Origin of the sequence: Halomonas sp. DP1Y21-3 (genome assembly GCF_019801245.1) — a bacterium.
In the GTDB taxonomy this organism is placed as follows: Bacteria; Pseudomonadota; Gammaproteobacteria; order Pseudomonadales; family Halomonadaceae; genus Halomonas; species Halomonas litopenaei.
This window is the reverse complement of record NZ_JAHVJM010000001.1, coordinates 845,981-867,245: the sequence shown is the minus strand read 5'-3', so window position 1 is coordinate 867,245 and position 21,265 is coordinate 845,981. Positions and strand designations below refer to the sequence as shown.

19 protein-coding genes are annotated in these 21,265 nt (G+C 66.9%); 6 read left to right on the top strand and 13 right to left on the bottom strand.

Translation table 11 applies throughout. The features are described from left to right. The first annotated feature begins 2 nt into the window (after window positions 1-2). The 4 genes from otnK (at window position 3) to denD (ending at window position 3,904) form a co-directional block, all read left to right on the top strand. Complete coding sequence (gene otnK / locus KUV74_RS03730) at window positions 3-1,295, top strand: 3-oxo-tetronate kinase (RefSeq protein ID WP_124802841.1); 1,293 nt, start codon at window positions 3-5, stop codon at window positions 1,293-1,295. Next, window positions 1,292-1,939, top strand: a complete 648-nt coding sequence (gene otnC / locus KUV74_RS03725; protein WP_045990915.1) for a 3-oxo-tetronate 4-phosphate decarboxylase — start codon at window positions 1,292-1,294, stop codon at window positions 1,937-1,939. The genes otnK and otnC overlap by 4 nt, the downstream gene beginning before the upstream one ends. A gap of 83 nt (window positions 1,940-2,022) precedes the next feature. Next, window positions 2,023-2,820 (top strand): 2-oxo-tetronate isomerase, encoded by a 798-nt coding sequence (gene otnI / locus KUV74_RS03720; RefSeq protein ID WP_222515653.1) that lies wholly within the window; start codon window positions 2,023-2,025, stop codon window positions 2,818-2,820. A 112-nt stretch (window positions 2,821-2,932) separates the two neighbouring features. Then, window positions 2,933-3,904, top strand: a complete 972-nt coding sequence (denD, locus tag KUV74_RS03715) for a D-erythronate dehydrogenase (protein ID WP_222515652.1) — start codon at window positions 2,933-2,935, stop codon at window positions 3,902-3,904. Window positions 3,905-3,954: 50 nt separating this feature from the next. Here denD and KUV74_RS03710 read toward each other — a convergent pair whose 3' ends face one another. From KUV74_RS03710 to KUV74_RS03650, 13 genes are all read right to left on the bottom strand, one after another. Then, on the bottom strand, window positions 3,955-4,620 hold the full coding sequence (locus KUV74_RS03710; protein WP_222515651.1) for an NTP transferase domain-containing protein: 666 nt from the start codon (window positions 4,618-4,620) through the stop codon (window positions 3,955-3,957). Further along, on the bottom strand, window positions 4,610-5,614 hold the full coding sequence (locus KUV74_RS03705) for an XdhC family protein (RefSeq protein ID WP_222515650.1): 1,005 nt from the start codon (window positions 5,612-5,614) through the stop codon (window positions 4,610-4,612). The genes KUV74_RS03710 and KUV74_RS03705 overlap by 11 nt, the downstream gene beginning before the upstream one ends. Window positions 5,615-5,674: 60 nt before the next feature. Then, a complete protein-coding gene (locus KUV74_RS03700) occupies window positions 5,675-8,050 on the bottom strand; it encodes a xanthine dehydrogenase family protein molybdopterin-binding subunit (RefSeq protein WP_222515649.1) in 2,376 nt (791 codons plus the stop codon). After that, window positions 8,037-8,582 carry a (2Fe-2S)-binding protein gene (locus KUV74_RS03695; RefSeq protein WP_045991771.1) on the bottom strand — a complete coding sequence of 182 codons (546 nt, stop codon included), beginning with the start codon at window positions 8,580-8,582 and terminating at the stop codon, window positions 8,037-8,039. The genes KUV74_RS03700 and KUV74_RS03695 overlap by 14 nt, the downstream gene beginning before the upstream one ends. A gap of 316 nt (window positions 8,583-8,898) precedes the next feature. After that, window positions 8,899-10,110, bottom strand: a complete 1,212-nt coding sequence (locus KUV74_RS03690) for a mandelate racemase/muconate lactonizing enzyme family protein (protein ID WP_222515648.1) — start codon at window positions 10,108-10,110, stop codon at window positions 8,899-8,901. A gap of 176 nt (window positions 10,111-10,286) precedes the next feature. Beyond that, window positions 10,287-11,183 carry an NAD(P)-dependent oxidoreductase gene (locus tag KUV74_RS03685; RefSeq protein ID WP_222515647.1) on the bottom strand — a complete coding sequence of 299 codons (897 nt, stop codon included), beginning with the start codon at window positions 11,181-11,183 and terminating at the stop codon, window positions 10,287-10,289. 107 nt (window positions 11,184-11,290) lie between these two features. Continuing rightward, complete coding sequence (locus KUV74_RS03680; RefSeq protein ID WP_222515646.1) at window positions 11,291-12,751, bottom strand: aldehyde dehydrogenase family protein; 1,461 nt, start codon at window positions 12,749-12,751, stop codon at window positions 11,291-11,293. Window positions 12,752-12,818: 67 nt separating this feature from the next. After that, window positions 12,819-14,093 carry a TRAP transporter large permease gene (locus KUV74_RS03675; protein ID WP_045991767.1) on the bottom strand — a complete coding sequence of 425 codons (1,275 nt, stop codon included), beginning with the start codon at window positions 14,091-14,093 and terminating at the stop codon, window positions 12,819-12,821. Beyond that, the gene (locus tag KUV74_RS03670; protein ID WP_108131294.1) at window positions 14,090-14,677 is read right to left on the bottom strand and encodes a TRAP transporter small permease; all 588 of its coding nucleotides are present in this window, start codon (window positions 14,675-14,677) and stop codon (window positions 14,090-14,092) included. Before KUV74_RS03670 ends, KUV74_RS03675 begins: the two co-directional genes overlap by 4 nt. A 118-nt stretch (window positions 14,678-14,795) precedes the next feature. Continuing rightward, window positions 14,796-15,812: a TRAP transporter substrate-binding protein gene (locus tag KUV74_RS03665; RefSeq protein WP_222515645.1), complete on the bottom strand. Its 1,017-nt coding sequence runs from the start codon at window positions 15,810-15,812 to the stop codon at window positions 14,796-14,798. Between the two features lie 60 nt (window positions 15,813-15,872). Next, window positions 15,873-17,231, bottom strand: a complete 1,359-nt coding sequence (locus KUV74_RS03660; RefSeq protein WP_261395054.1) for a four-carbon acid sugar kinase family protein — start codon at window positions 17,229-17,231, stop codon at window positions 15,873-15,875. Then, window positions 17,228-18,493 (bottom strand): ribulose-bisphosphate carboxylase large subunit family protein, encoded by a 1,266-nt coding sequence (locus KUV74_RS03655; RefSeq protein WP_222515644.1) that lies wholly within the window; start codon window positions 18,491-18,493, stop codon window positions 17,228-17,230. Before KUV74_RS03655 ends, KUV74_RS03660 begins: the two co-directional genes overlap by 4 nt. A gap of 60 nt (window positions 18,494-18,553) precedes the next feature. Then, window positions 18,554-19,384 (bottom strand): phosphogluconate dehydrogenase C-terminal domain-containing protein, encoded by an 831-nt coding sequence (locus tag KUV74_RS03650; protein WP_108131298.1) that lies wholly within the window; start codon window positions 19,382-19,384, stop codon window positions 18,554-18,556. Between the two features lie 165 nt (window positions 19,385-19,549). On the opposite strand from KUV74_RS03650, the gene nanR reads away from it, so the two are divergent. Together nanR and KUV74_RS03640 are read left to right on the top strand one after the other, a co-directional pair. After that, window positions 19,550-20,257: a transcriptional regulator NanR gene (gene nanR, locus KUV74_RS03645; protein WP_045991761.1), complete on the top strand. Its 708-nt coding sequence runs from the start codon at window positions 19,550-19,552 to the stop codon at window positions 20,255-20,257. Window positions 20,258-20,355: 98 nt separating this feature from the next. After that, complete coding sequence (locus KUV74_RS03640; protein WP_222515815.1) at window positions 20,356-21,168, top strand: trimeric intracellular cation channel family protein; 813 nt, start codon at window positions 20,356-20,358, stop codon at window positions 21,166-21,168. The last annotated feature ends 97 nt before the right edge of the window (window positions 21,169-21,265 follow it).

The window sequence follows — 21,265 nt, the reverse complement described above, 5'->3', positions numbered from 1 at the left end:
CCATGACTCTGGTACTCGGCGCCATCGCCGATGATTTCACCGGTGCCACCGACCTGGCCAACAATCTGGTGCGCTCCGGCATGCGCACCGTGCAGATGCTTGGCGTGCCTACCGGCAAGCCGCTGCCTGAAGGTGTCGACGCCGTGGTCGTCGCGCTCAAGTCGCGCACCTGCCCGGTGGAGGAGGCGCTGGCCGACAGCCTGGCGGCGCTGGACTGGCTGACCGAACAGGGCGCACGCCAGGTCTTCTTCAAGTACTGCTCGACGTTTGATTCCACCGCCGAGGGCAATATCGGCCCGGTAGCCGATGCCCTGCTCGAGCGTCTGGGCGGCGATCAGACGGTGATGGTGCCGGCCTTTCCGACCACCGGACGCACGGTCTATCAGGGTCACCTGTTCGTCGGCGATCGCCTGCTCAACGACAGCGGCATGCAGGATCACCCGCTCAATCCGATGACCGACGCCGATCTGGTGCGGGTGCTGGGCGCGCAGACGTCGCATGCGGTGGGGCTTCTGTCCCACTCGGTGATCCGCCAGGGCGCCGAGGCCTGTGCCAGCCACCTCGAACGCCTGGGAGGTGACAAGGTCCGCCACGTCATCTGTGACACCCTGGATGACGCCGACCTTGAGGTGCTGGCTGCGGCCTGCGTCGAGCTGCCCCTGGTCACCGGCGGCTCGGGCCTTGGCCAGGCGCTGCCCGCCGAGTATCGGCGCAAGGGCTGGCTTGAGGCGGTCGACGACGCGGCTCGGCTGGCCTCGGCCCAGGGGCAGGCCCTGGTGCTTTCCGGTAGCTGCTCGCGGGCGACCCTGGCCCAGGTCGAGCACTTCCTCGAGCGCCATCCAGGGATCGCCTTGGACCCGCTGGCGCTGGCCGAGGGTGACGCGCCCATCGCCGAAGCGCTGGACTTCGTGCGTCGCCACTATCGTGACTCGCCGGATGAACCGGTGCTGGTCTACGCCTCGGCTGCACCCGAGCGGGTCAAGGCCGCCCAGCAGCGCCTGGGTGTGGCCAAGGCGGGCGAGCTGGTCGAGCGGGCCCTGGCGACCCTGGCCGCCACCCTAGTGGACGAAGGTGTCGGCAGGTTGCTGGTGGCCGGCGGCGAGACCTCCGGTGCGGTGGTCTCGGCGCTGTCGCTGGACCAGTTGCATATCGGCGGGCAGATCGATGCCGGGGTGCCCTGGACCCAGGCCCGCGTCGGCGGGTCGACCCTGTCGCTGGCGCTCAAGTCCGGCAACTTCGGGGGCGTCGATATCTTCAGCCGCGGCTTTAAGGTGCTCAAGGAGATGAGCCAATGAGTGCACGTGACGTCAATCGTCTGCGCGAGCAGATCGCGACCTACGGCAAGTCGCTGTTCGACCGCGGCCTGACCATGGGCTCCAGCGGTAATATCAGTGTGCGTCTGGACGACGGCGGCTGGTTGATGACCCCGACCAACGCCTGCCTGGGACGACTCGATCCGGCCAGCATCTCGACGTTGTCGGCGACGGGGGAATGGCTCGATGGCGACAAGCCGACCAAGGAAAGTTTCCTGCATATGGCGATGTACGCCGAGCGGCCCCAGTCCGAGGCCATCGTCCATCTGCACTCGACCCACTCGGTGGCTGTATCCTGCCTGCCGGATGTGGACCACCACGACTGTATTCCGCCGCTGACCGCCTACTACGTGATGCGCGTCGGTCGCCTGCCGCTGGTGCCCTACCACGTGCCGGGGGACCCCAGCCTTGGCGACGCGGTACGTGGGCTCGCCGGCAAGCACAGCGCGGTGCTGCTGGCCAACCACGGCCCGGTGGTGGCGGGCAAGTCGCTGGAGGCAGCGGTCTACGCCACAGAAGAGCTCGAGGAGACCGCCAAGCTGTTCCTGCTGCTGCGCGGCCAGAATCCTCGAGGGTTGACGCCAGAACAGGTAGAGGAACTCGAAGCGCGCTTCCCCCGAGACTGACCCGGGGCTATTGGCGTCGGCAATGCCTCGATACTGGGCCCCCGACGCGAGGCCCGCACGACAATGACAATCAGGAGAGCGAGATGCCCCGCCTGGCCGCCAACCTCAGCATGATGTTCACCGAACACGCCTTTCTCGACCGCTTTGGCGCCGCCGCCAAGGCGGGCTTTGCCGGCGTCGAGTACCTTTTCCCCTACGACTTCGAGGCGCACGAGCTGCGTGAGCGGCTCGACCAACATGGGCTGACGCAGGTGCTGTTCAACCTGCCCCCCGGCGACTGGGAGGCAGGTGAGCGAGGCCTTGCCAGCCTGCCGGGGCGCGAGGGGGAGTTCCGCGAGGGGCTCGAGCGTGCGCTCGACTACGCCGCGGCGCTCGACTGTCCGCGCCTGCATGCCATGGCGGGGCTGCTGCCGCAAGGCGCCAGCGAGGCCACCCGAGAGGCTCATCTGGCCACCTACGTCGACAACCTTTCCCATGCCGCCGAGGCCTGTGGCCGGGCCGGGCGTACCCTGTTGATCGAGCCGATCAACGGCCGCGACATGCCGGACTTCCTGTTGCAGCGCCAGGAGCTTGCCAGGGAAGTGATCCAGCGCGTCGGCTCGCCCCACCTCCGGCTGCAGTTCGACCTGTACCACTGCCAGATCGTCCAGGGCGACCTGATCCGTACCCTGGAAGCCCAGTTCGATGTGGTGGGACACGTGCAGCTTGCCGGGGTCCCGGAGCGCCATGAGCCGGACCAGGGGGAGGTGAACTTTGGCCCGGTGCTCGAGCGTCTCGACGCCCTTGGCTATGACGGCTGGGTCGGCTGTGAATACCGCCCCGCAGGTGACACCGTCGATGGCCTGGGCTGGGCGCGCGCCCATGGTGTTGTTGCCAAATAACTCGCCGCAGAAGGAGGAGGGCTTCCATGCATATCTTGATGACTGGTGCCTCTGGTGTATCGCTGGGGCAGCGCCCGGCGTGGGCCATCGTCCCTAAAGGAGGAGAACACCCATGCATATCTTGATTACTGGTGCAGCCGGCTTCCTTGGCCAACGTCTGGTTCAGGCGCTGCTGGCCAAGGGCGAGGTCAACGGCCAGCCGCTTTCGCGCCTGACCCTGGTCGACCAGAGCACGCCGCCCCACCCGCATGACGCGGGCCAGGTGGCGGTGACGTCCACCGCTCGGGATCTTACCGAAGAGGGAGCCTGGGACGCCCTGCTGGATGGCGCCCCGGACGTGATCTACCACCTGGCGGCGGTGGTCAGCTCCGCCGCCGAGGCCGATCTGGAGCTGGGGCTTGCGGTCAACTTCGACGCCACCCGGGCGCTGCTCGATGGCTGTCGCCAGCGTGGCCTGGCCGCGACCCGGGTGATCATGGCCAGCTCGGTGGCGGTGTACGGCGGCGAGTTGCCCGAGGTGCTCGACGACATGACCGCGCTGCGGCCCCAGAGCTCCTACGGCAGCCAGAAGGCCATGTGCGAGTTGTTGATCAACGACTACAGCCGGCGCGGCCTGGTCGACGGTCTGGTGCTTCGCCTGCCGACCATCGTCATTCGTCCAGGCCGGCCCAACGCCGCGGCCTCGAGTTTTGCCTCGAGTATCCTGCGTGAGCCCCTGAACGGCGAGGCAGCGGTGTGCCCGGTGCCCACCGAACTCGAATTGTTCGTGATGTCGCCTGGCAAGGTGGTTCAGGCGCTGGTCCACGGCGCCGAAGTCGCCGCCGATGCCCTGGGTGACTTCCGCGCCTTCATGCTGCCGGGTATCAGCGTAAGCGTGGCGGCCATGCTCGACGCGCTGGAGCGTCAGGGTGGCGCTCAGGCGCGGGAGCTGGTGAGTTTCGAGCCGGATGAGCGTATCCGCGCCATCGTCGAGAGCTGGCCTGGGCGCTTTCGTACCGACAAGGCCGAGGCCCTTGGCTTTGTCGGTGACAGCGACTTCGATGCCATCGTCGAGGCCTTTGTCGAGGATCAGGCGACGGGCTAGCGGTGGGGAATCGGGGCTGACGGTGGTTGCCCAGGGTCTGGCGAGGGAGCCTAGCGTGGGTCTTCGGGGGTATCCAGGTCGCGCACCACGCCGGGATCATCGACGTCGATCTCGAGCAGTGCCTGGCGGTGGCGGTGTAGTAACGCTCGGGCGCCGTCCTGGCCGTGAAGCTGAGTCATCTCGGACCAGAAGTCGCAGCCAACGATCACCGGGTGGCCGGGTTGGCCGTGAAAGCGCGGCCGGACCAGTCGGTCGGCCCTGGCGCTGGCGGCAAGCCGGCGGCAAGTCGGCGCCGAGATCCAGGCCATATCGCCGAGCCATACCGCCGCTGCGGTGAGCTCAGGACTTTGCTGCTGGCGTTGCTGAAGCAGCCAGCGAAAGGCCGCCGACAGGCTGTCGCCGAGGGCGTCGCTGGGACGTTCAAGCGACAGCAGCTCGAGGTTGGCTGACGGTGCAAGGTCCCAGTCGGAGAGGCTCTCGCCCGGGCCCAGCACCACCAGCCGCCGAGGGGTCAGCTCGGCCGCCGCCGCAAGGCTTGCCGCCAGCAGTCGACGACCATCCTTGAGGCGTGCATGGCGCTTGTCCGCGGCGCCGAAGCGCCGTGAACGACCCGCCGCCGCTACTACACAGATCAGCGGGGTGGCGTGGGACGGATGGCGGCCATCCTCACGAGAGGGGGTTGAAGCAGGAGTGCCCGACTGGCCGCTAGAGTGCATGGCGGTCCTTGCCCCGGCGTACCCGAACGATATCGGCCATCACCGCCAGGGCAATCTCCGCCGGGGTCTTGCTGCCCAGGTTCAAGCCGATCGGCATATGGATACGCGCGATCTCGTCATCGCTCAGACCACCGCTGCGGAATAGCCGCTCGGCCCGCGCCCGGGACGTCTGCAGCGATCCCATCACCCCGATGTAGAACGCCTCGGAGCGTACCGCCTCGATCATCGCCAGATCATCGATGCGCGGGTCGTGGGTCAGCGCCACTACCGCCGTGGCAGCATGGCAGCCACCTTCGGCGATAAAGCGTGACGGTAGGGTCGCCACCTTCTCGATGTTGCCGGAGGCGCCCCCGAGTTCATCGATAAAGGACTCCAGCATGCCTTCCCGAGGGTCGCAGACGATCACCTCGAAGCCGAGCCCCACGGCGAACTGGGCGCAGGCGACGGCCACCGGCGAGACCCCGGCAAGCAGCAGTCGGGCGGCCGGGCCGACGCGCAGTTGCGCACTGGCCTCACCATTCCCATCGACCAGAACGACGCGATCACCCAGGCCATCGTCCTGAGTGAGCGAGAGCGTGCCGGTGTCCAGGTCTACCCGGCGAATCAGCGGCTTGCGTCCTTCCAGCGCCGCCTCCAGGGCCGAGAAGTGCGCCAGTGCCGCCTGGTCGGGGGCGAAGCGTTCGACCAGCACATCGAGCACGCCGCCGCAGGGAAGGCTGGGCGCCGGGTAGTCGACGCCATCGCCGGCGCCGTAGCGCACCCGCCTGACCGGCGTATCGAAATCACCCTGCCCAAGGCGCTCAAGAAAGTCCTCCTCGACGCAGCCGCCGGACAGCGAGCCAACGTGATCACCGTCACGGGTAGCAGCCAGCCAGGCGCCGGGTTCGCGTGGTGAGGAGCCATAGGTGGACAGCACCGTGGCCAGCCACAGGGTGCGCCCGTCGCGCAGCCAGGCGAGGGCACGTCGCACCACCGTAAGATCCAGATGTTGCATGGTCAGCGTGTCCTGTGTGTGACGAGCGCCACGCGATCAGCGTGGCGCTCGGGTGGCGGGTCAGGCCCCCAGTGCGGCCTTGAGCGCCTCCGGCCGCATCGGCAGGTCGCGCAGGCGCACGCCGGTGGCGTGAGCGATGGCGTTGGCGATGGCCGGCGCTACAACGCAGGTGCCAGGTTCGCCTAAGCCGACCGGGGTGTGGTCGTTGTCGACGAATTCAAGGTCCAGCTCCGGCACCTGATGCATGCGCAGCGGCGTATAGCTGTTCAGGTTGAGGTCCGCAGGCTGGCCTTCGGCGTACTCGGTGCCTTCGTGCAGGGCCATCGACAGGCCCCATAGCAGCGAGCCCTCCAACTGGGCCATGGCACCGTCGGGATGGGCCAGGGTGCCGGCATCCACCACCGAGGTCAGCTTCTCGACCGTCACCTCGCCGCTGGCACGATCCACCTTGACGCGGGCGACACAGGCCACCCAGGTCGGCATATGGCGTTCCTGGCCGAAGCTCAGCGCCACACCGAGACCGGTGTCCTCGGGCAGGGCGTCGCGCTCGTTCCAGCCGGCCTTGTCGAGGGTGCGTTCGAGCACTGTCTTGAGGCGCTCGGCGCCGCCGACGCTGTTGGGCGCCTCGCCGGCGTTGCGTCCTTCGGCCTTGAGCAGGTTCCGGCGGAACTCGGCAGGGTCCTGGTCGGCGGCCAGTGCCAGTTCGTCGATATGGCTCTCCACCGCCCAGGTGGTCCAGCCTGGCCCCACCGCACGCAGATAGCCGGGAACGAAGGCCTCGTGGGCCTTGTGGTTCTGCTGGGCCCACACCCGCTGGGCGCCCAGTGCGTACCAGTGGTCGGCACCACTGATGGCAAAGGAATCGATCTTGCCGCCACCTTCGACGAATTCGCCGAGAAAGCCGGGTGCGATATCGGCGGTGGGCCAGCCGGCGGCGGCGGCGTGTTCGCTGGCCTGGATGGCGCCGTCGGCTGCCAGGGCCGAGCGCAGCCGCTGCACCGAGGGTGAGCGCACGCAATCCATGCGACTGTCATCGGGGCGGGTAAAGACCATCTTGACCGGGGCACCCACGGCCTTGGCTGCCAGCGCCGCAGGCACGGCATAGTCGCCATAGAGACGGCGTCCGAAGCCGCCGCCCAGATAGTACTGGTGGAAGGTCACCTGGCTCTCGTCGACTTCCAGCGCCTTGGCTACCAGGGGCACCGCCACGGACTGCTGCTGGTTGCCGCAGTGGACGTGCCAGTGGCCGTCGCGCTCGACCACGGTGGCGTTGACCGGCTCGAGCTGGAAGTGCAGCACGCTGGACGTGGTGTAGGTGGCATCGATCAGCGACACGTCCTCGGCGGACGCGGCCTGCTCGAGGGTGGACGTCACCTCGCCGATATCGACGAACAGGGCGCCGTTGTCACGGCTCGGTGACTGGGTCAGACGGCGGCCTTCATCGAGAATGTCGGCCTCTGTGATCGAGATGCCGGAGCCGTTTTCCCATTCAATCTTCAGCGCATCGGTGGCACGCATGGCGGCGGAAAAGTTGTCGGCGATCACCGCCAGCCAGCCCTGGCACAGGCCCGAGGGGTCTTCCAGACGGATGGTCTGGCGATAGCCGGCGATGGACTGGGCCGCGCTGTCATCGATGGAGGTGGCGCGGGAGCCGAAACGGGTAGGCGGCAGCACCGGGCGGGCATAGAGCATCCCTTCGACCTTGGCGTCGATGCCGAAGACGGCCTCACCGGTGGTCTTGGCGGGGATGTCCTGGGCCCGGCCGGAGGTGCCCAGCACGCGGCGCTCGGAGGCCGGCTTGAGCTCGATGGCTTCAAGCTCTTCGGCGCTGTAGCTGCGCGACAGGGTGCCGCTGGCAACGATCTCGCCGTAGCCGATGCGCTTGTCGCCGCTGATGACCTGACCGTCACGGGCCTGGCAGTCGGCGGCGTCGACCTCGAGCAGGCGCGCACCTGCTTCGATCAGCGCCTGGCGTCCGGCGGCGCCGGCACGGGACAGCGGCAGGAAGCTGTGGTTCACCGACCAGCTGCCCCCGGTGATCATGTAACCCCACTTGGGGTCGCTGTCGACGTATTCGATGGCGATCGTCGCCGGGTCAACCTCAAGCTCCTCGGCCACCAGGCGGGCCAGGCTGGTGCCCACGTGCTGGCCCATCTCGGCCTTGGTGCAGTGCAGGGTGACGTGACCCTGGGCGTCGATGGCGTACCACAGGGTCGGCTCGAAGCGACCCTTGGCCAGGGCCTCGCTGGCCGCGTCGGCGGCGCCGAAGGCCATGCCGGGCAGGCCAAAGGCGAGCACTGCGCTGGCGCCCAGGGTGCCGATCAGAAAGCCGCGGCGGCTAAGACCGGGGCCAGCTTGGCGGTCGGCTGGTGACGTATCGCTGCGGACTGCGGAAGCGCCCCGATGGGCCGCCAGGGTGTCATCAAACCGGCTCATGGCGGGGCTCCTCGGCGCTGGTACGGGTTTCGCTGCGGGCAGCAGTAGCGGAGGCGGGGTCGAAGGTCTCGACGCCACCCTGCTGAAGCGAGGAGGCGCGTTTCACCGCGCGATGGATGCGCACGTAGGCCATGCAGCGGCACAGGTTGCCGCTCATGCCCTGGGTGATCTCGTCATCGCTGGGGGAAGGCTTGCGCTTGAGCAGATCGGCCGCCTGCATGATCTGACCGGATTGGCAGTAGCCGCACTGGGGCACCTGCTCTTCTCGCCAGGCCTGTTGCAGCGGGTGGTTGCCGTCGGCGTCGAGGCCTTCGATGGTGGTGATCTCGGCACCTTCGGCGGCGGCCAGCGGCAGCACGCAGCTACGCGTGGCCGAGCCGTTGAAGTGGATGGTGCAGGCGCCGCACTGGGCGATGCCGCAGCCGAACTTGGTGCCGGTCAGGCCCAGGGTATCGCGCAGTACCCACAGCAGTGGGGTCTGGGGATCCACCTCGACGCTCACCGCTTCGCCGTTCAGGGTGAAGCTGGTCATGGGGGCTGGTTCCTCGCTGGTTTCATTGCGTAGCTTCAGGGTCCGTTGGTGCTTCTGATTTTTCTTGTCTGCGTCCCTTTTACCCGTTCTTGAGGCAACAGGGGACGCGAGGACGGTCGGGATGCCGTAACTGGCACACCATCTGCCTCTTAATAAGCGATGTCGCGATACTATAGACCAGTCGACTAGTGGGCAACGTTGAATGCGGGAACGGGCGAAATGCGTGGATGGCGGTTACCGCAAAGGCGCCGGGGGCGTCTGGCGCCTCTCGTGGTGAGGGCTGCTTCTCGACATGGAGTTCAGGGCGTCAGTGAATCTAGCTCTCGCTGAGACGTCGATGGAGTGCGTCGCCCTTGAGCATTTCGGGGTTCAGGCGAATGCCCAGCCCCGGCTCGCCACTGACGCGGATCATGCCGTCCTCGACCGGCGGCAGGCCCTCGACGCAGTCGGCGTACCAGCCGAAGTAGAAGGCTCGGGTGAATTCCTGCTCGGCGACGTTGGCAAGCGCCATGGCCAGGTGGGTGGATACCGCCAGCGTCACCGGGCCGGAACAATCATGGAAGGCGATCGGGCGACCCTCGGCTTCGGCCAGGGCGGCGGCCTTGCGGGCGAAGCTGACGCCGCCGCCCCAGGTCACGTCGATGATCGGGGTGTGGATACGTCCGCGATGCAGCAGGTCGCGAATCTGACCCAGGCCGCCGAGGGTCTCGCCGCCGGCCAGGGGGACGCAGGTGTCGGCCAGCTCGCCGAGCTGGTCGAAGCGATCCATCCACAGTGGGTCCTCGATCCAGTCCGGGTCGATGGGGGCCAGCGCCTGACAGATGGTGCGCGCCGCCGGCAGACTCCAGAGTCCGTGCAGTTCCGCCTTCAGGCGCATGCGATCGCCGTGGACACGACGGATCTCCTCGAACGGCCACAGCGCACGATTGAGATCGGCGGGCGAGATGGACATGCCGTGGCGGGCGCCTTCGGCGAAGTCGAAGGGCCAGATCTTCATGGCGGATATGCCCATCTCGAGAAGCTCTGCGGCGAGCTCTGCCGGACGCTCGAGAAAGGCGTCCAGGTCCTCGTAGCGGGGAGACGCCCCGTCATCCCCCGAGCCACCCTTGATGCCGAAGTTGTCCGGGCGTACCTCGGCGGACTTGGACACATAGTCGGGGCCGGCGCAGGTGTTGTAGAGCGGCACCCGCGCTCGGGTAGCGCCACCGAGCAGGTCATGCAGCGGCAGGCCGGCACGCTGACCGGCCAGGTCCCACAGGGCCACGTCGATGGCGGACAGCGCGCGGGTCTCGGCACTGGTGCCGCCAAAGCCCACGTAGGGTTGCATCTTGCGATGCAGCGCCTCGATGCGGGAGGCATCCTCGCCCAGCAGCAGGGGAGCGAGGCGGCCATGAACATCGGCATCGATGGCGTCGGTGCCGAACCAGCTCTCGCCCAGGCCCACCAGGCCGTCCTCGGTGTGGACGCGCACCCAGATCAGCGACGGACGAGCCGCAGGCCGCAGGGTTTCGATACGCTGGATCTTCATGCTGGTCTCCGCAAGGTTCAGTGTTTCGCTACCGTTGATCGGCCCCGTTCGTCATCGCCGCGTACCGCCACCGTTCACCGCTGTTGTGCATCTTCAATGACCACCCTCGCTGACGTCGCTTGATCCGCTCAGGCAGCTTGCGGGTGGCCGCCGTCAAATGACGTGTGACGGAAGCATCATGGCCGCTTTGACTGTGATTCGCCGAGCAGACTGACCAATTCCGGGACCAGTCTTTCACCGTGGCCGGCATCGACGATGTCCTGGTAGAGCTGGGTGATCGCCTGGCTGAGCTGGCGCGAGGCGCCGAGGTCCTCGGACATGCTTTGATAGTAGCCCACGTCCTTGAGCGAGTTGGACAGGCTGAAGCGGAAGCCTGAAGGGTCGGCGTCGGTCAGGAAGGGACGCAGGCGTTCGAGCACCACGCCGCCGCCGCCACCGTTGCCCAGCACCTCGAGCAGCACGCCGTCGTCGATGCCGGCGCGTCGGGAGGCGGCGCTGGCCTCGGCCAGTACGGCGGTGAAGCCTAGCGAGACGAAATTGTGCAATAGCTTCAGAGTGTGGCCGGCGCCCACCGGGCCGCCGTGGGTGATGTGCTCGGCGAAGGCGCCAAACAGCGGCTTGAGCTCGTCAAACAGCGCCTGATCGGCACCGACGATCAGGTTGAGGCGGCCCTCGGCGGCCTCCTTCGGGGTGCGGGTCATGGCGGCGTCGACGAAACGGCCACCGGCCTCGCGCACCCTGGCGTCGATGGCCTGGGTGGAGCTGGGGATGGCGGTGGAGCAGTCGACCACGATCTGGCCTGGCTTGAGCCCCTCCAGCACGCCGCCTTCGTCGAACAGCACGCTTTCCACCTGGGGAGTGCCGGTGACGCACAGGATCACCAGATCGGCGGTGTCGGCGACCTCGCGGGCGCTGGTCAGAGCGCTTGCCCCTTTGTCGATCAGGTCGTCGCTGGGCTGATTGCCGGGGTGATCGAGAAAGCTCAGGCGATGGTCCGCGCGCAGCAGGCTGGTGGCGATCCCGTGGCCCATCAGGCCGACGCCGATCAGGCCGACGTGAAGCGAGGTGGTCATGTCCCTTTCCTTGTGGTGGTGATGATGGTTGTTGGTCGGTGGTCGAGAGAAGCGGCCCGACACGCTCGGGAATTGCTTGTGTCAGGCCCAGGCTTTTCCAGCGACGTCTAGCCGTGATGAATCGCAATGGTCTTGATGCGGGTATAGCTCCTGAGCCCTTCAAAGCCCTTTTCGCGGCCGTGGCCGGAGCGGCCGACGCCGCCGAAGGGCAGCTCGATACCACCGGCGGCGCCGTAGTTGTTGACGAACACCTGGCCCGAACGGATCGCCTTGGCCAGACGCAGTTGGCGGCCGCCGTCGGCGGTCCATACGCCCGCACACAGGCCGAAGTCGGTGGCGTTGGCCAGGCGTGCGGCCTCGGCCTCGTCGGCGAAGGCCTGGACCACCAGTACTGGGCCGAACAGCTCCTCGCAGCTAACGCCGTGGCCTTCTGGCACCTGGGTCAACAGGTGGGGGACCACGAAGTGGCCGTCCCGGGGGGCGTCGTCGGCCAGGCGTCCACGGGCGGCGATGTGGATGCCATCATCCTGTGCCGCCTGGATCAGCGTCATCACCTTGTCGCGCTGGCGTTCATTGATCAGCGGTCCGCAGTCCGGGTCGTTTTCGCCAGCGTCGCAGGTCAATTGCGAGAAGCGCTCGCTCAGTGCCGCCACCACCTCATCGTGGATGCTCTGCTCCACCAACAGACGGCTGCCGGCGGAACAGGTCTGGCCGGCGTTCTGGATGATCCCGCGTACCACGGCGTCCAGGGCGCGTTCACGGTCGGCGTCGGCGAACAGCAGCTGGGGCGACTTGCCGCCGAGTTCCATGGTCACCGGCACGTGGTGCACCGCCGCCGCCTGAGTCACCAGGGTGCCGGTCTCCGGCGAGCCGGTGAACGACAGATGATCGATGCCGGGGTGGGCGGCCAGGGCGGCGCCGGCTTCACGGCCGAGGCCAGGCACCAGGTTGAGCGCGCCTTCCGGCAGCCCGCAGTCGACGGCCAGCTGGGCCAGGCGCAGCACGCTCAGACAGGCGTCCTCGGCGGGCTTGAGCACGCAGGTGTTGCCAGCGGCCAGCGCCGCCGCCACGCAGCGTCCGAAGATCTGGGCCGGGTAGTTCCAGGGGATGATCTGGGCGCACACGCCCCAGGGCTCGCGCAGGGTCATCACCGCATAGTCGGGATCGAAGGGGATGGTCTCGCCGTGGAGCTTGTCGGCGGCGCCGGCGTAGAAACGGAAGTAGCGCGCGCAGGCGGCGATGTCGCCCCGGGCCTGGCTGATCGGCTTGCCGGTGTCGGCGCACTCGAGGGCGGCCAGGGTCTCCCTGTCGGCGTCGATGGCCTGACTGAAGGCATACAGCCATTCACTGCGCGCCCGCGCCGAGAACGTCGACCACTGGCCAAGCTCGCCTGTGAAGGCTGCCCGGGCGGCGGCCACCGCAGCATCGACGTCGGCTGCGCTGGACGCGGCGATACGGGCGATGACTTCGCCGCTGGCCGGGCGCAGCACCTCGAGGGTGTCGGCGGTATCGACCCAGTGACCGCCGATCAGGGCGCCGGTGGGTGGAGTGAGGGGGAGGGCGTGCATGCTGTCGACTCCTGAGAAGGGGCGGAAGATGGGGTGGGCCCCGGCGCGGCCGGGGCAGTGATCGGTATCAGTAGAGCAGATCGACCAGGCCCAGCGAGATCCAGGGCATGTAGGTGATCGCCATCAGGCAGGCCAGGACCACCAGCACGAAGCGCGCAAGCCAAGGGATCAGCTCGTCGATGGACAGCTTGGCCACGGCGCAGGCGGCGAACAGATTGACCCCCAGCGGAGGGGTGAACATGCCGAGCGCCAGGTTGACCACCACGATCAGGCCGAAGTGCACCGGGTCGATGCCGTACTGCACGGCGATGGGGGTGAAGATCGGGGCCAGCACCAAGATCGCCGCCGAGGTCTCGACGAACATGCCGATCACCAGCAGCATCACGTTCACCGCCAGCAGGAAGCTGACCGGGCTCTCGAACACCTGGGTGACCCAGGCGGCAACCTCGCCGGGCAGCCCCGAGCGGCTGATCAGGAAGCTGAACAGCGCCGCCGCCGAGATGATCAGCATCACCGTGGCGGTGGAAATCACGCTCTGGCGCAGGATCGGCACCAGTTCCGACAGTGGCAGCTCGCGGTAGACCAGACCGCCGACGATCAGTGCGTAGAACACCGCCACCGCCGAGGCCTCGGTAGGGGTGAAGACCCCGCCATAGATGCCGCCGATGACCACCACCGGCATCAGCAGAGCGGCCCAGGCACGACGCATTGAGGTGGTGAAGGCGGCGCGATCCTCGCGGTCGCGCAGGCCGTAGCCGCGCAGCTTGCAGAAGATGTACAGAAACAGCAGCAGCGCCGAGCCAATCAACAACCCCGGACCGATACCGGCAATGAACAGGCGCCCGATCGAGGTGTCGGTGCTGACGCCGTAGAGGATCAAGGGGATGGAGGGCGGGATCAGTACGCCGAGCTCCGCCGAGGAGGCCTGGATCGAGGCCGCCAGCGGACGCGGGTAGTCGTGAGCCACCATCGCCGGAATCAGGATGGAGCCGATGGCGAAGGTGGTGGCCACGCTCGAGCCGGAAACCGCGGCGAACATCATGCAGGTCAGCACGCAGGTCATGGCGAGCCCGCCCTGGAGCCCGCCGACGATGGACTTGGCCAGGTCCACCAGGCGCTGGGAGATGCCGCCGGCGGCCATCAGGTTGCCGGCCAGGATAAAGAAGGGGATCGCCATCAGCGGGAAGTTGTCGATGCCGACGAACATCTGCTGGGGCACCATCAGCAGCGGAAAACGGGTGAAGAACTCGATACCGATCACCGATGCCAGCAGGATCGACACGGCGATCGGCACGCCCAGGGCGAACAGGATGATCAGCGATAGTCCGATAGCGGCGTTCATGGCTGCTTCCTCCCTTCGGTACCGGACGAGGTGCCTGTGTCAGGGCCAGGTCTGGATTCGGATTCAGGCACGTGGGCGGGGGCCTCGGCATCGACCACGCCGATGGTCTCGCGTCCGGTCAGCTGGGCGATCAGTCGAGTGATCACCGACAGCAGCGAAAAGGCGGCGCCGATCGGAATGGCGGCGTAGATCCAGGCGATCGAGATGCCGACGCCGGAGAGCATCTGGTTCTGCACGCGCAGCGTCATCTGATAGCCGTAGATCACCAGGATCGCCAGAACGATCATGCAGCAGGTGGCGATCAGTATCTCCAGCGCCTTGAGGGCGGAGGTCGGCACCAGCTTGTAGATCACTTCGACGGCCATCATGTAGCCGCCGCGAAAGGTCGCTGCGGCGCCCAGAAAGACGCACCAGATCATGGTGGAGCGGGCCATCACCTCCGACCAGGTGGAGGGGGCGTCGAACACGAACCGGGTCAGCACCTGGTAGAAGCCAAGGCTTACCGAGGCGATCAACATCAGCACCGCTGCGTAGAGGGCGACCTGGGAGATGGCCCGCTCGAGACGGAAGAACAGATCCAGCATGGGGCTTTCCTCATCGCGGGTAAGGCCCGAGGACGGGTCAGGCTTGCCCGCCCAAGCGCTCGCCAACGGCAGGTAGCGAGCGCTCGGGCGGGAAGGTCAGTCGAGGATCGGTGGACGATCAGCTGCCGCAGTCGCTGGAGCGAATGCGATCGAGCATATCCGAGCCGTACTCGTCGGTGTAGACCGAGTAGGAGGGCTCGACGGCGGCCTGGAACTGGGACTTGTCGATGTCATCGACCACGGTCATGCCCTTGGCCTTGAGTTCCTCGACGCCTTCGGTCTCGAGTCTCGACACCATCGCTCGCGTGGCCTCGGCGCCGGCCTGGGCGGCCTCCATGAACCAGCCCTTCTGCTCATCGGACAGGCCGTCCCAGAGGATCGGCGAGGCCAGCATGATGGCCGGAGAATAGACGTGGCCGGTCAGCGACAGGCGATCCTGGACCTCCCACAGATTGCCGGTGAGGATCACCGAGATGGGGTTTTCCTGGCCGTCCACGGTGCCCTGCTGAAGCGCGGTAAACAGCTCCGGGAAGGCCATCGGTGTCGGATGTACGCCCATCTCGTTGAACGCCGCCATGTGCATCTCGTTTTCCATGGTGCGGATCTTGAGACCCTGGGCATCTTCGGGGGTCTCGATGTCACGCTGGCTGTTGGTCATGTGGCGGAAGCCGTTCTCGGTCCAGGCAAGACCCACCAGGTCGTGCTCGCCGATCTTGTCGAGCAGGTCCTGGCCGACCTCGCCATCCAGCACGCAGCGGGCGTGGTCGTAGTCCTTGAACAGAAACGGCAGGTCGAGCACGTAGGTCTCGGGGACGAAGTTGCCCAGCGGCCCGGTGGAGGTGACAACGGCGTCGATGGTGCCGATCTGCAGGCCTTCGATCATGGCGCGCTCGCCGCCCAGCGCACCGGAGGGCTGCTCGTTGACCGTAAATTCGCCGTCGGACAGCTCCTCCAGGGTCGCCTTGAAGGCATCGATACCCTCGGAGTAGTGAGAGCTGTCCGAGGTGGTGTGGCCGACGGTGATGGTCTGGGCGGCAGCCGCTGGCAGGGCAAACCCGGCCAGTGCCACGGCCAGCAGGCAGGGCTTGAGGTGAAAGGCGGGGCGGCGTGTTGCGTGGCGTACAGTCGTCGTCATTGTTGTTTCCTCTTTGCGGGATGACGCTTGGGTGTGGCCGTGCCCGGTGGCACGGCCGGATCAGTGCTCGTGGTCGGCCAGGGCTCGTCCTCGCCTTAGCCGCTCGAAGTAGTCGTCGCCACCGATCTGACCGCCCTTGAAGGCGATCTCTAGATCCTGGTAGCGCGGGTCGTCGCTGTGGGCCTGGCACAGCGGCGAACCCGGGGTGTCCGGCAGCGGCATCTTGACCGTCAGGGCATGGATGTTCAGGGCGGTGATGGCATGGCTCGAGGTGTCGCCGCCGGCCACGCACACCCGGGTCAGCCCCTGATCGTCCACCAGCGCCTTGAGCATCTCGCCGAGGGCCTTGCCCAGACTGTGGCGGCTGGATTCGGTGGCCAGGCTGTCGTCGTGGCTGTCGGGTCCCATGGCGGTGTGCAGGATGACGCTGCGGCCACTGCTCAGGGCATCCAGTGCCTTGAGGATGGCGGTAGCCATGGCCTCGTTGCGATGGGCGGGGATGGCCAGGCTGCGGGCGTCGAGCTCGATGCGCTGAAAACCGGCGTGTTCGACCGCCCAGTGAATCTGGCGTGCGGTGGTGCTGGAGACGCTGCCGGAGACCACCGCGATGCGCTCGACCGAACGGGGCGGAGTGAAGTCCTCGCCACCTTCCACCAGCCCCAGGCGTTGCCACTCGGCGAGCAGGGCATACTCGACACCGGACGAGCCGACCACGAAGCCGCCCTTGCCGCCTTGTTGCTGCGGGCGAGTGCGCCAGAGTTGATGACCCACCGCCTGTTGATGGGTGGGTTCGAGCACGTCGAACAGCACCGCCGGATGCTCGGCGAGGGCGTGATCCACGCGTTCGTCGATATCCGGCAGGGCCAGGCCGGGCACATCGATCAGGCCGACCGGCAGAGTGGTCTGGGCGGCCAGGTGGCGGCGCAGGTCCGCCTCGTGCATGGGGGTGACCGGGTGGCGCGACATCACGGGGTGTCGATCGATGCGGTAGATCTGATCCTGATAGGCGGCGTAGAGCTCGCCGAAGACGGTGTAGCGGCGCATCTGCGGCACCCCCACCACCAGTGGGATCGGTGTCTCGCCGAAGACGCCGCGCGCGACCTCCATGGCACAACCGATGCTGCCGACCTCGGGGCTGCTGTCGAAGGTGGAGCAGGTCTTGTAGTGGGTCAGCGCTGCGCCCTGTTCGGCCAGCCACTGGAAGGAACGCTTGAGCTCGCGGCGCATCCAGTCATTGGACTCGCTGCGGCTGGTGCCGGCCAGACCCAGGGCACGACAGTGGTCGAAGCGGGCGCGCTGCTCGGCGCTGGGGCGAGCGGTGAACAGCACACTGGGGACGCCCTGGCAGGCCAGGGCCTCGAGCGCGTCGGTGGAGCCGGTCAGGTCGTCGCCGTAGTAGCTCAGCAGCAGGTCGTTCATGGGCAGAAGGTCTCCAGAGCCTGGGCCAATTCGCCATGGTCACGGGCGTGGTCGGACAGCGAGATGCCGCGTGCAGCGGCGTCGTAGGCCTGGCGCAGGCTTCTGACGCCGGCGGCGATACCTCCAGGGTGGGCCATGATGCCGCCGCCTGCGGTGACGATCATGTCGCTGCCGCCCCCCATGGCGCGACAGGTGTCGATTGCCTGGCAGGCGGTCTGGTTGGACGAGAATACCGGCATCACGGTGTGGGCCGGTCCCGGGGGCTCGAACAGCGGCGTCAGGCAGGCCCGGGCGCTGGCGGCGACGCTGTCGTCGGATTCCGAAAACTTGTTGGCCAGACCGTTGACGTGAAGGTGATCGACGCCGGCCAGGCGCCAGAAGGTCTGCCAGGCGGCGAAGTCCATGCCCAGCAGCGGCTCCCGGCTGAACATGCCCCAGCCGGCGCGGTGGCCGTGGATGGGCAGCTCACAGTGGCGCCGCAGATGACTGACGCCGGCCAGACCCACCGCGTTCAGGGCGACCATCACACAGCTACCGCCGGCGGCCAGCACGTGGTCGTGGTGCCGGCGCATCTCGTCGATCTCGCCGGTGATGTTGAAGGCCACCATGACCTTGCGTCCGGTGCGCTGCTCATGTTCAAGCACCAGCGGCATGATCGCGTCGACCCGCTCGGTGAACGGGCAGTGCGGGCCGTTGGCCTGGAGTTCATCGTCCTTGATGAAGTCGATGCCGCCATCCAGCAGTTCCTTCACCACCTCGGCGGTGGCATCGGGTGAGAGCCCGACGCTGGGCTTGATGATGGTGCCGATCAGGGGACCCTGGTCGACGCCGCTGAGGCGGCGGGTGCCGTCGATGCCGAACTGGGGCCCGGGGCAGGCCTCGGCAAAGGCGTGGGGCAGGCTGACGTCGAGCAGCCTGAGCCCGGAGAATTCCTTGAGTTCATACAGATTGCCGGCGAGGGTGGCCATCAGCGTGGTCAACGACGGACCGAGGTTCTCAAGGGGCCAGGACAAACGCACCCGGGCACGCTGGTAGCGGGTGCCGGGCGGCTGGGGCCGGGTCGGCATGGGCAGTGAGGGCGCGTCGACGCTGTCGAGCAATTCGATGGACTCGACCCTGGCCGCATGACGCTTTCGAAAGTCATCGGTTTCCGCGGCCAGGCGGGTGAAGGTGCCGCAGGATTGCTCCCCTGCCATCACCTGGCAGGCCTGCTCCACCTCGAAGGGGGTCTCGATCAGGTAGCTGGCTTCGATTCGGTTCATGCCTGGCCTCTTGATACTCGCGATGGCGCTGTCGTCAGACTCTGTGGAGAGCGTGGCCCCTCAGGTGATGCGCTGAATGCTGTCGGCGATGGCGTCCGGCTCGAACACCCGCTTCCAGTCATCGCGCATCAGCATCGGCTTGCCGTTCTCGATCGCCTTATTGCAGGCATCCGAGAAAGCGCCGGGCTGTTCATCGAAGATCACCGCACCGAGGATGTTGAGATGGCCAAGCAGAAAGTCCCTGGCGCACTCATGGCTGACGCCTCGATCCACGACTTCGTCCATCGCTTCACGCATCACCGATAACAGTGTGGCACATACCGTTTCCGACAGACCGGGTTCCAGCAGCGCCATCTGTTCAACGCTGACGCGATGGCTGCGCCCGACGGGGGCATAGATGGTCCTGGCCACGGCCTCGCCCAGGGCGAAATGGCGCTCGTCCCCCTGCATCAGGGCGCTGACGATATGCTGGGTGGCGTGGCTGCCGCCGAAATAGTCGCGCTTGGCCTCGAGGGTGGTCTCGTCGTTGAAGATCGGCGGGTGACACGGGTGGGTGACGAAGTAGACCAGGTCGTCACGTTCGGGCAGATGGCCGGCGAAGGGGGCGGCGGCGTCCAGGCAGACCACCATGGTGCCGGCTTCGATCGACGGCGACAGCTCGGCGGCAATCTTCTGGATCAGGGTGTCGGGAACGGCCAGGATGACCACATCCGCGCCGGCCACCGCCTGCTCGGGGCTGTCGACGCACTCGATGTCGAGTTCGTCGCGAAGCCGTTGGCGGCCCTGTTCGCTGACCTCGACGTGACGCACGTCGAAGTCCGAAGTCTTGAGATTGCGGGAGAGGCGGGCGCCCATCTTGCCGCCGGCACCGATCAAGGCAATGGTCGTCATGGCCAGGTAACCTGTGTGAAAAAGTGGAAGAGGCAAGCTGTGCTGCAACTGGTATGATGACAATATAAGTGGCCGGGGCTGTCAAACACGACCTTGGTCGAGTGTCATGTTCCAGGACCGCTGGCATGGGTATGCTGCGGGGCCTGGCGCCGCGAGGTAGAGGCCATGAGCGACTCGTTGAAAATTTCTCGCCGCAAACTGTCCGACGAGGTGTTCGATCGGCTTTATCAGCAACTGCTGAACGGCGACTACGCGCCGGGGGACAGCCTGCCCTCTGAGCGGGAATTGATGGATACCTTCGGGGTCGGCCGGCCGGCCATCCGCGAAGCGATGCAGGCGCTGGAGCGACTGGGGCTGGTGTCGATCCACCACGGGCAGCGGCCCAAGGTGCTGACGCCCAGTGCCGACGGCATGCTGGCCCAGATCGAACTGACCGCGATGCACCTGCTGTCGACCGAACCCGCCTCGCTCGAACACCTCAAGGAGGCGCGGCTATTCTTCGAGGTGGGCATGGTGGCGCGGGCGGCGCGGCAGGTGGGCGCCAAGGATCTGGCGCGCCTCGAGGCGCTGGTGGAGCGCCAGCGGGTGGCGCTGAACAAGGACATCGATGCCTTTATCGCGGCGGACATGGGGTTTCATGTTGCCATCGCCGAGACCACCGGCAACCCTATCTTCATCGCGGTCAGTCGGGCGATGTTCGAGTGGCTGGCCAGGTTCCATACCTCGCTGATCCACTGGAAAGGCAGCGAGCATGTGACGCTGGAGGAGCACGAGCGCATCCTGGCGGCGTTGAAGAACGGCGACGAAGGCGCCGCCATTCGCGAGATGACGCGTCATCTGGAAAGGGCGCGTTCGGTGTACGCTCCCAGTTGAGGGCGCATTGATCCCCGCTTTTGACGCTCGCCCCGGACGGGCGACACTTATCGAGAAGGAACGGGACCTTGGATAGTGATCTGGTCTACGCCCTGGACATGGCGGGGACGGTGGTCTTCGCCCTGTCGGGCATCTTGCTGGCGTGCCGCTCACGCATGGATCCCATCGGCATGCTGGTGCTGGCGGCGGTGACCGCCGTCGGAGGAGGGACCCTGCGTGATCTGGTGCTGGGTGTCGCCCCGGTGTTCTGGATCCGCGATCCGACCTATCTTTGGGTGATCCTGGCCACGGTGCTGTGCGCGCTGGTCGGATTTCACTATATCCATCGCCTCAATCGGGTGGTGCTGCCGGTAGCCGACGCCTTTGGTCTGGCGCTGTTCGTGATCATTGGTGCCAACAAGGCGATGCTGCTGGGGACCTCGGGGGTCGTGGCGGTGTTGATGGGGCTGTTTACCGGGGTGGCCGGCGGGATGATCCGTGACGTGCTGGCAAGGCGGGTGCCGATGGTGCTGTGTCGTGAGGTCTACGCCACCGCCGCCATCGCCGGCGGTGTGGTCTTCGTGGCATTGGCAAGCCTCGGCGCCCCCAGGCTTGGCATTCTGCTGTCGCTTGTCACCACCCTGGGGCTGCGGCTCGCGGCAATCCGCTGGCAGCTGGCGCTGCCGGTGCTGGCCTGGGTGGTGATCGAGCCATCTCCTGGCCAGTCGGCGTCGAGTCGGACGGCGGATGCCGACGCCGCAGCGGAGCCCGCTGACCCGGCGGCGATGCCGGCCGATGGCATTGACACACCGCTGACATCGTCCCGAGAGACGGCAACGTCCGCCGACGTCGCGCGTCCCAAGATGCGGGTGAGGATGGTCTCCCGAAGCAAGGCCGCTCGCCTGTGGCCCGAGGATGAGGACATCGACTGAGCGAGATCTGACGCGTTCACTTGTTCGCGCTGTTCAACCGAGGTGGCAGGTGCCATGCTCTTGTTCAGTGAGCCGATGTATTTGTCCCCTGCATGGT

Coding starts and splice junctions, on each gene's coding strand:
- otnK (WP_124802841.1), top strand. CDS start 3: ATGACTCTGGTACTCGGCGCCATCGCCGATGATTTCACCGGTGCCACC.
- otnC (WP_045990915.1), top strand. CDS start 1,292: ATGAGTGCACGTGACGTCAATCGTCTGCGCGAGCAGATCGCGACCTAC.
- otnI (WP_222515653.1), top strand. CDS start 2,023: ATGCCCCGCCTGGCCGCCAACCTCAGCATGATGTTCACCGAACACGCC.
- denD (WP_222515652.1), top strand. CDS start 2,933: ATGCATATCTTGATTACTGGTGCAGCCGGCTTCCTTGGCCAACGTCTG.
- KUV74_RS03710 (WP_222515651.1), bottom strand. CDS start 4,620: ATGCACTCTAGCGGCCAGTCGGGCACTCCTGCTTCAACCCCCTCTCGT.
- KUV74_RS03705 (WP_222515650.1), bottom strand. CDS start 5,614: ATGCAACATCTGGATCTTACGGTGGTGCGACGTGCCCTCGCCTGGCTG.
- KUV74_RS03700 (WP_222515649.1), bottom strand. CDS start 8,050: ATGAGCCGGTTTGATGACACCCTGGCGGCCCATCGGGGCGCTTCCGCA.
- KUV74_RS03695 (WP_045991771.1), bottom strand. CDS start 8,582: ATGACCAGCTTCACCCTGAACGGCGAAGCGGTGAGCGTCGAGGTGGAT.
- KUV74_RS03690 (WP_222515648.1), bottom strand. CDS start 10,110: ATGAAGATCCAGCGTATCGAAACCCTGCGGCCTGCGGCTCGTCCGTCG.
- KUV74_RS03685 (WP_222515647.1), bottom strand. CDS start 11,183: ATGACCACCTCGCTTCACGTCGGCCTGATCGGCGTCGGCCTGATGGGC.
- KUV74_RS03680 (WP_222515646.1), bottom strand. CDS start 12,751: ATGCACGCCCTCCCCCTCACTCCACCCACCGGCGCCCTGATCGGCGGT.
- KUV74_RS03675 (WP_045991767.1), bottom strand. CDS start 14,093: ATGAACGCCGCTATCGGACTATCGCTGATCATCCTGTTCGCCCTGGGC.
- KUV74_RS03670 (WP_108131294.1), bottom strand. CDS start 14,677: ATGCTGGATCTGTTCTTCCGTCTCGAGCGGGCCATCTCCCAGGTCGCC.
- KUV74_RS03665 (WP_222515645.1), bottom strand. CDS start 15,812: ATGACGACGACTGTACGCCACGCAACACGCCGCCCCGCCTTTCACCTC.
- KUV74_RS03660 (WP_261395054.1), bottom strand. CDS start 17,231: ATGAACGACCTGCTGCTGAGCTACTACGGCGACGACCTGACCGGCTCC.
- KUV74_RS03655 (WP_222515644.1), bottom strand. CDS start 18,493: ATGAACCGAATCGAAGCCAGCTACCTGATCGAGACCCCCTTCGAGGTG.
- KUV74_RS03650 (WP_108131298.1), bottom strand. CDS start 19,384: ATGACGACCATTGCCTTGATCGGTGCCGGCGGCAAGATGGGCGCCCGC.
- nanR (WP_045991761.1), top strand. CDS start 19,550: ATGAGCGACTCGTTGAAAATTTCTCGCCGCAAACTGTCCGACGAGGTG.
- KUV74_RS03640 (WP_222515815.1), top strand. CDS start 20,356: ATGGCGGGGACGGTGGTCTTCGCCCTGTCGGGCATCTTGCTGGCGTGC.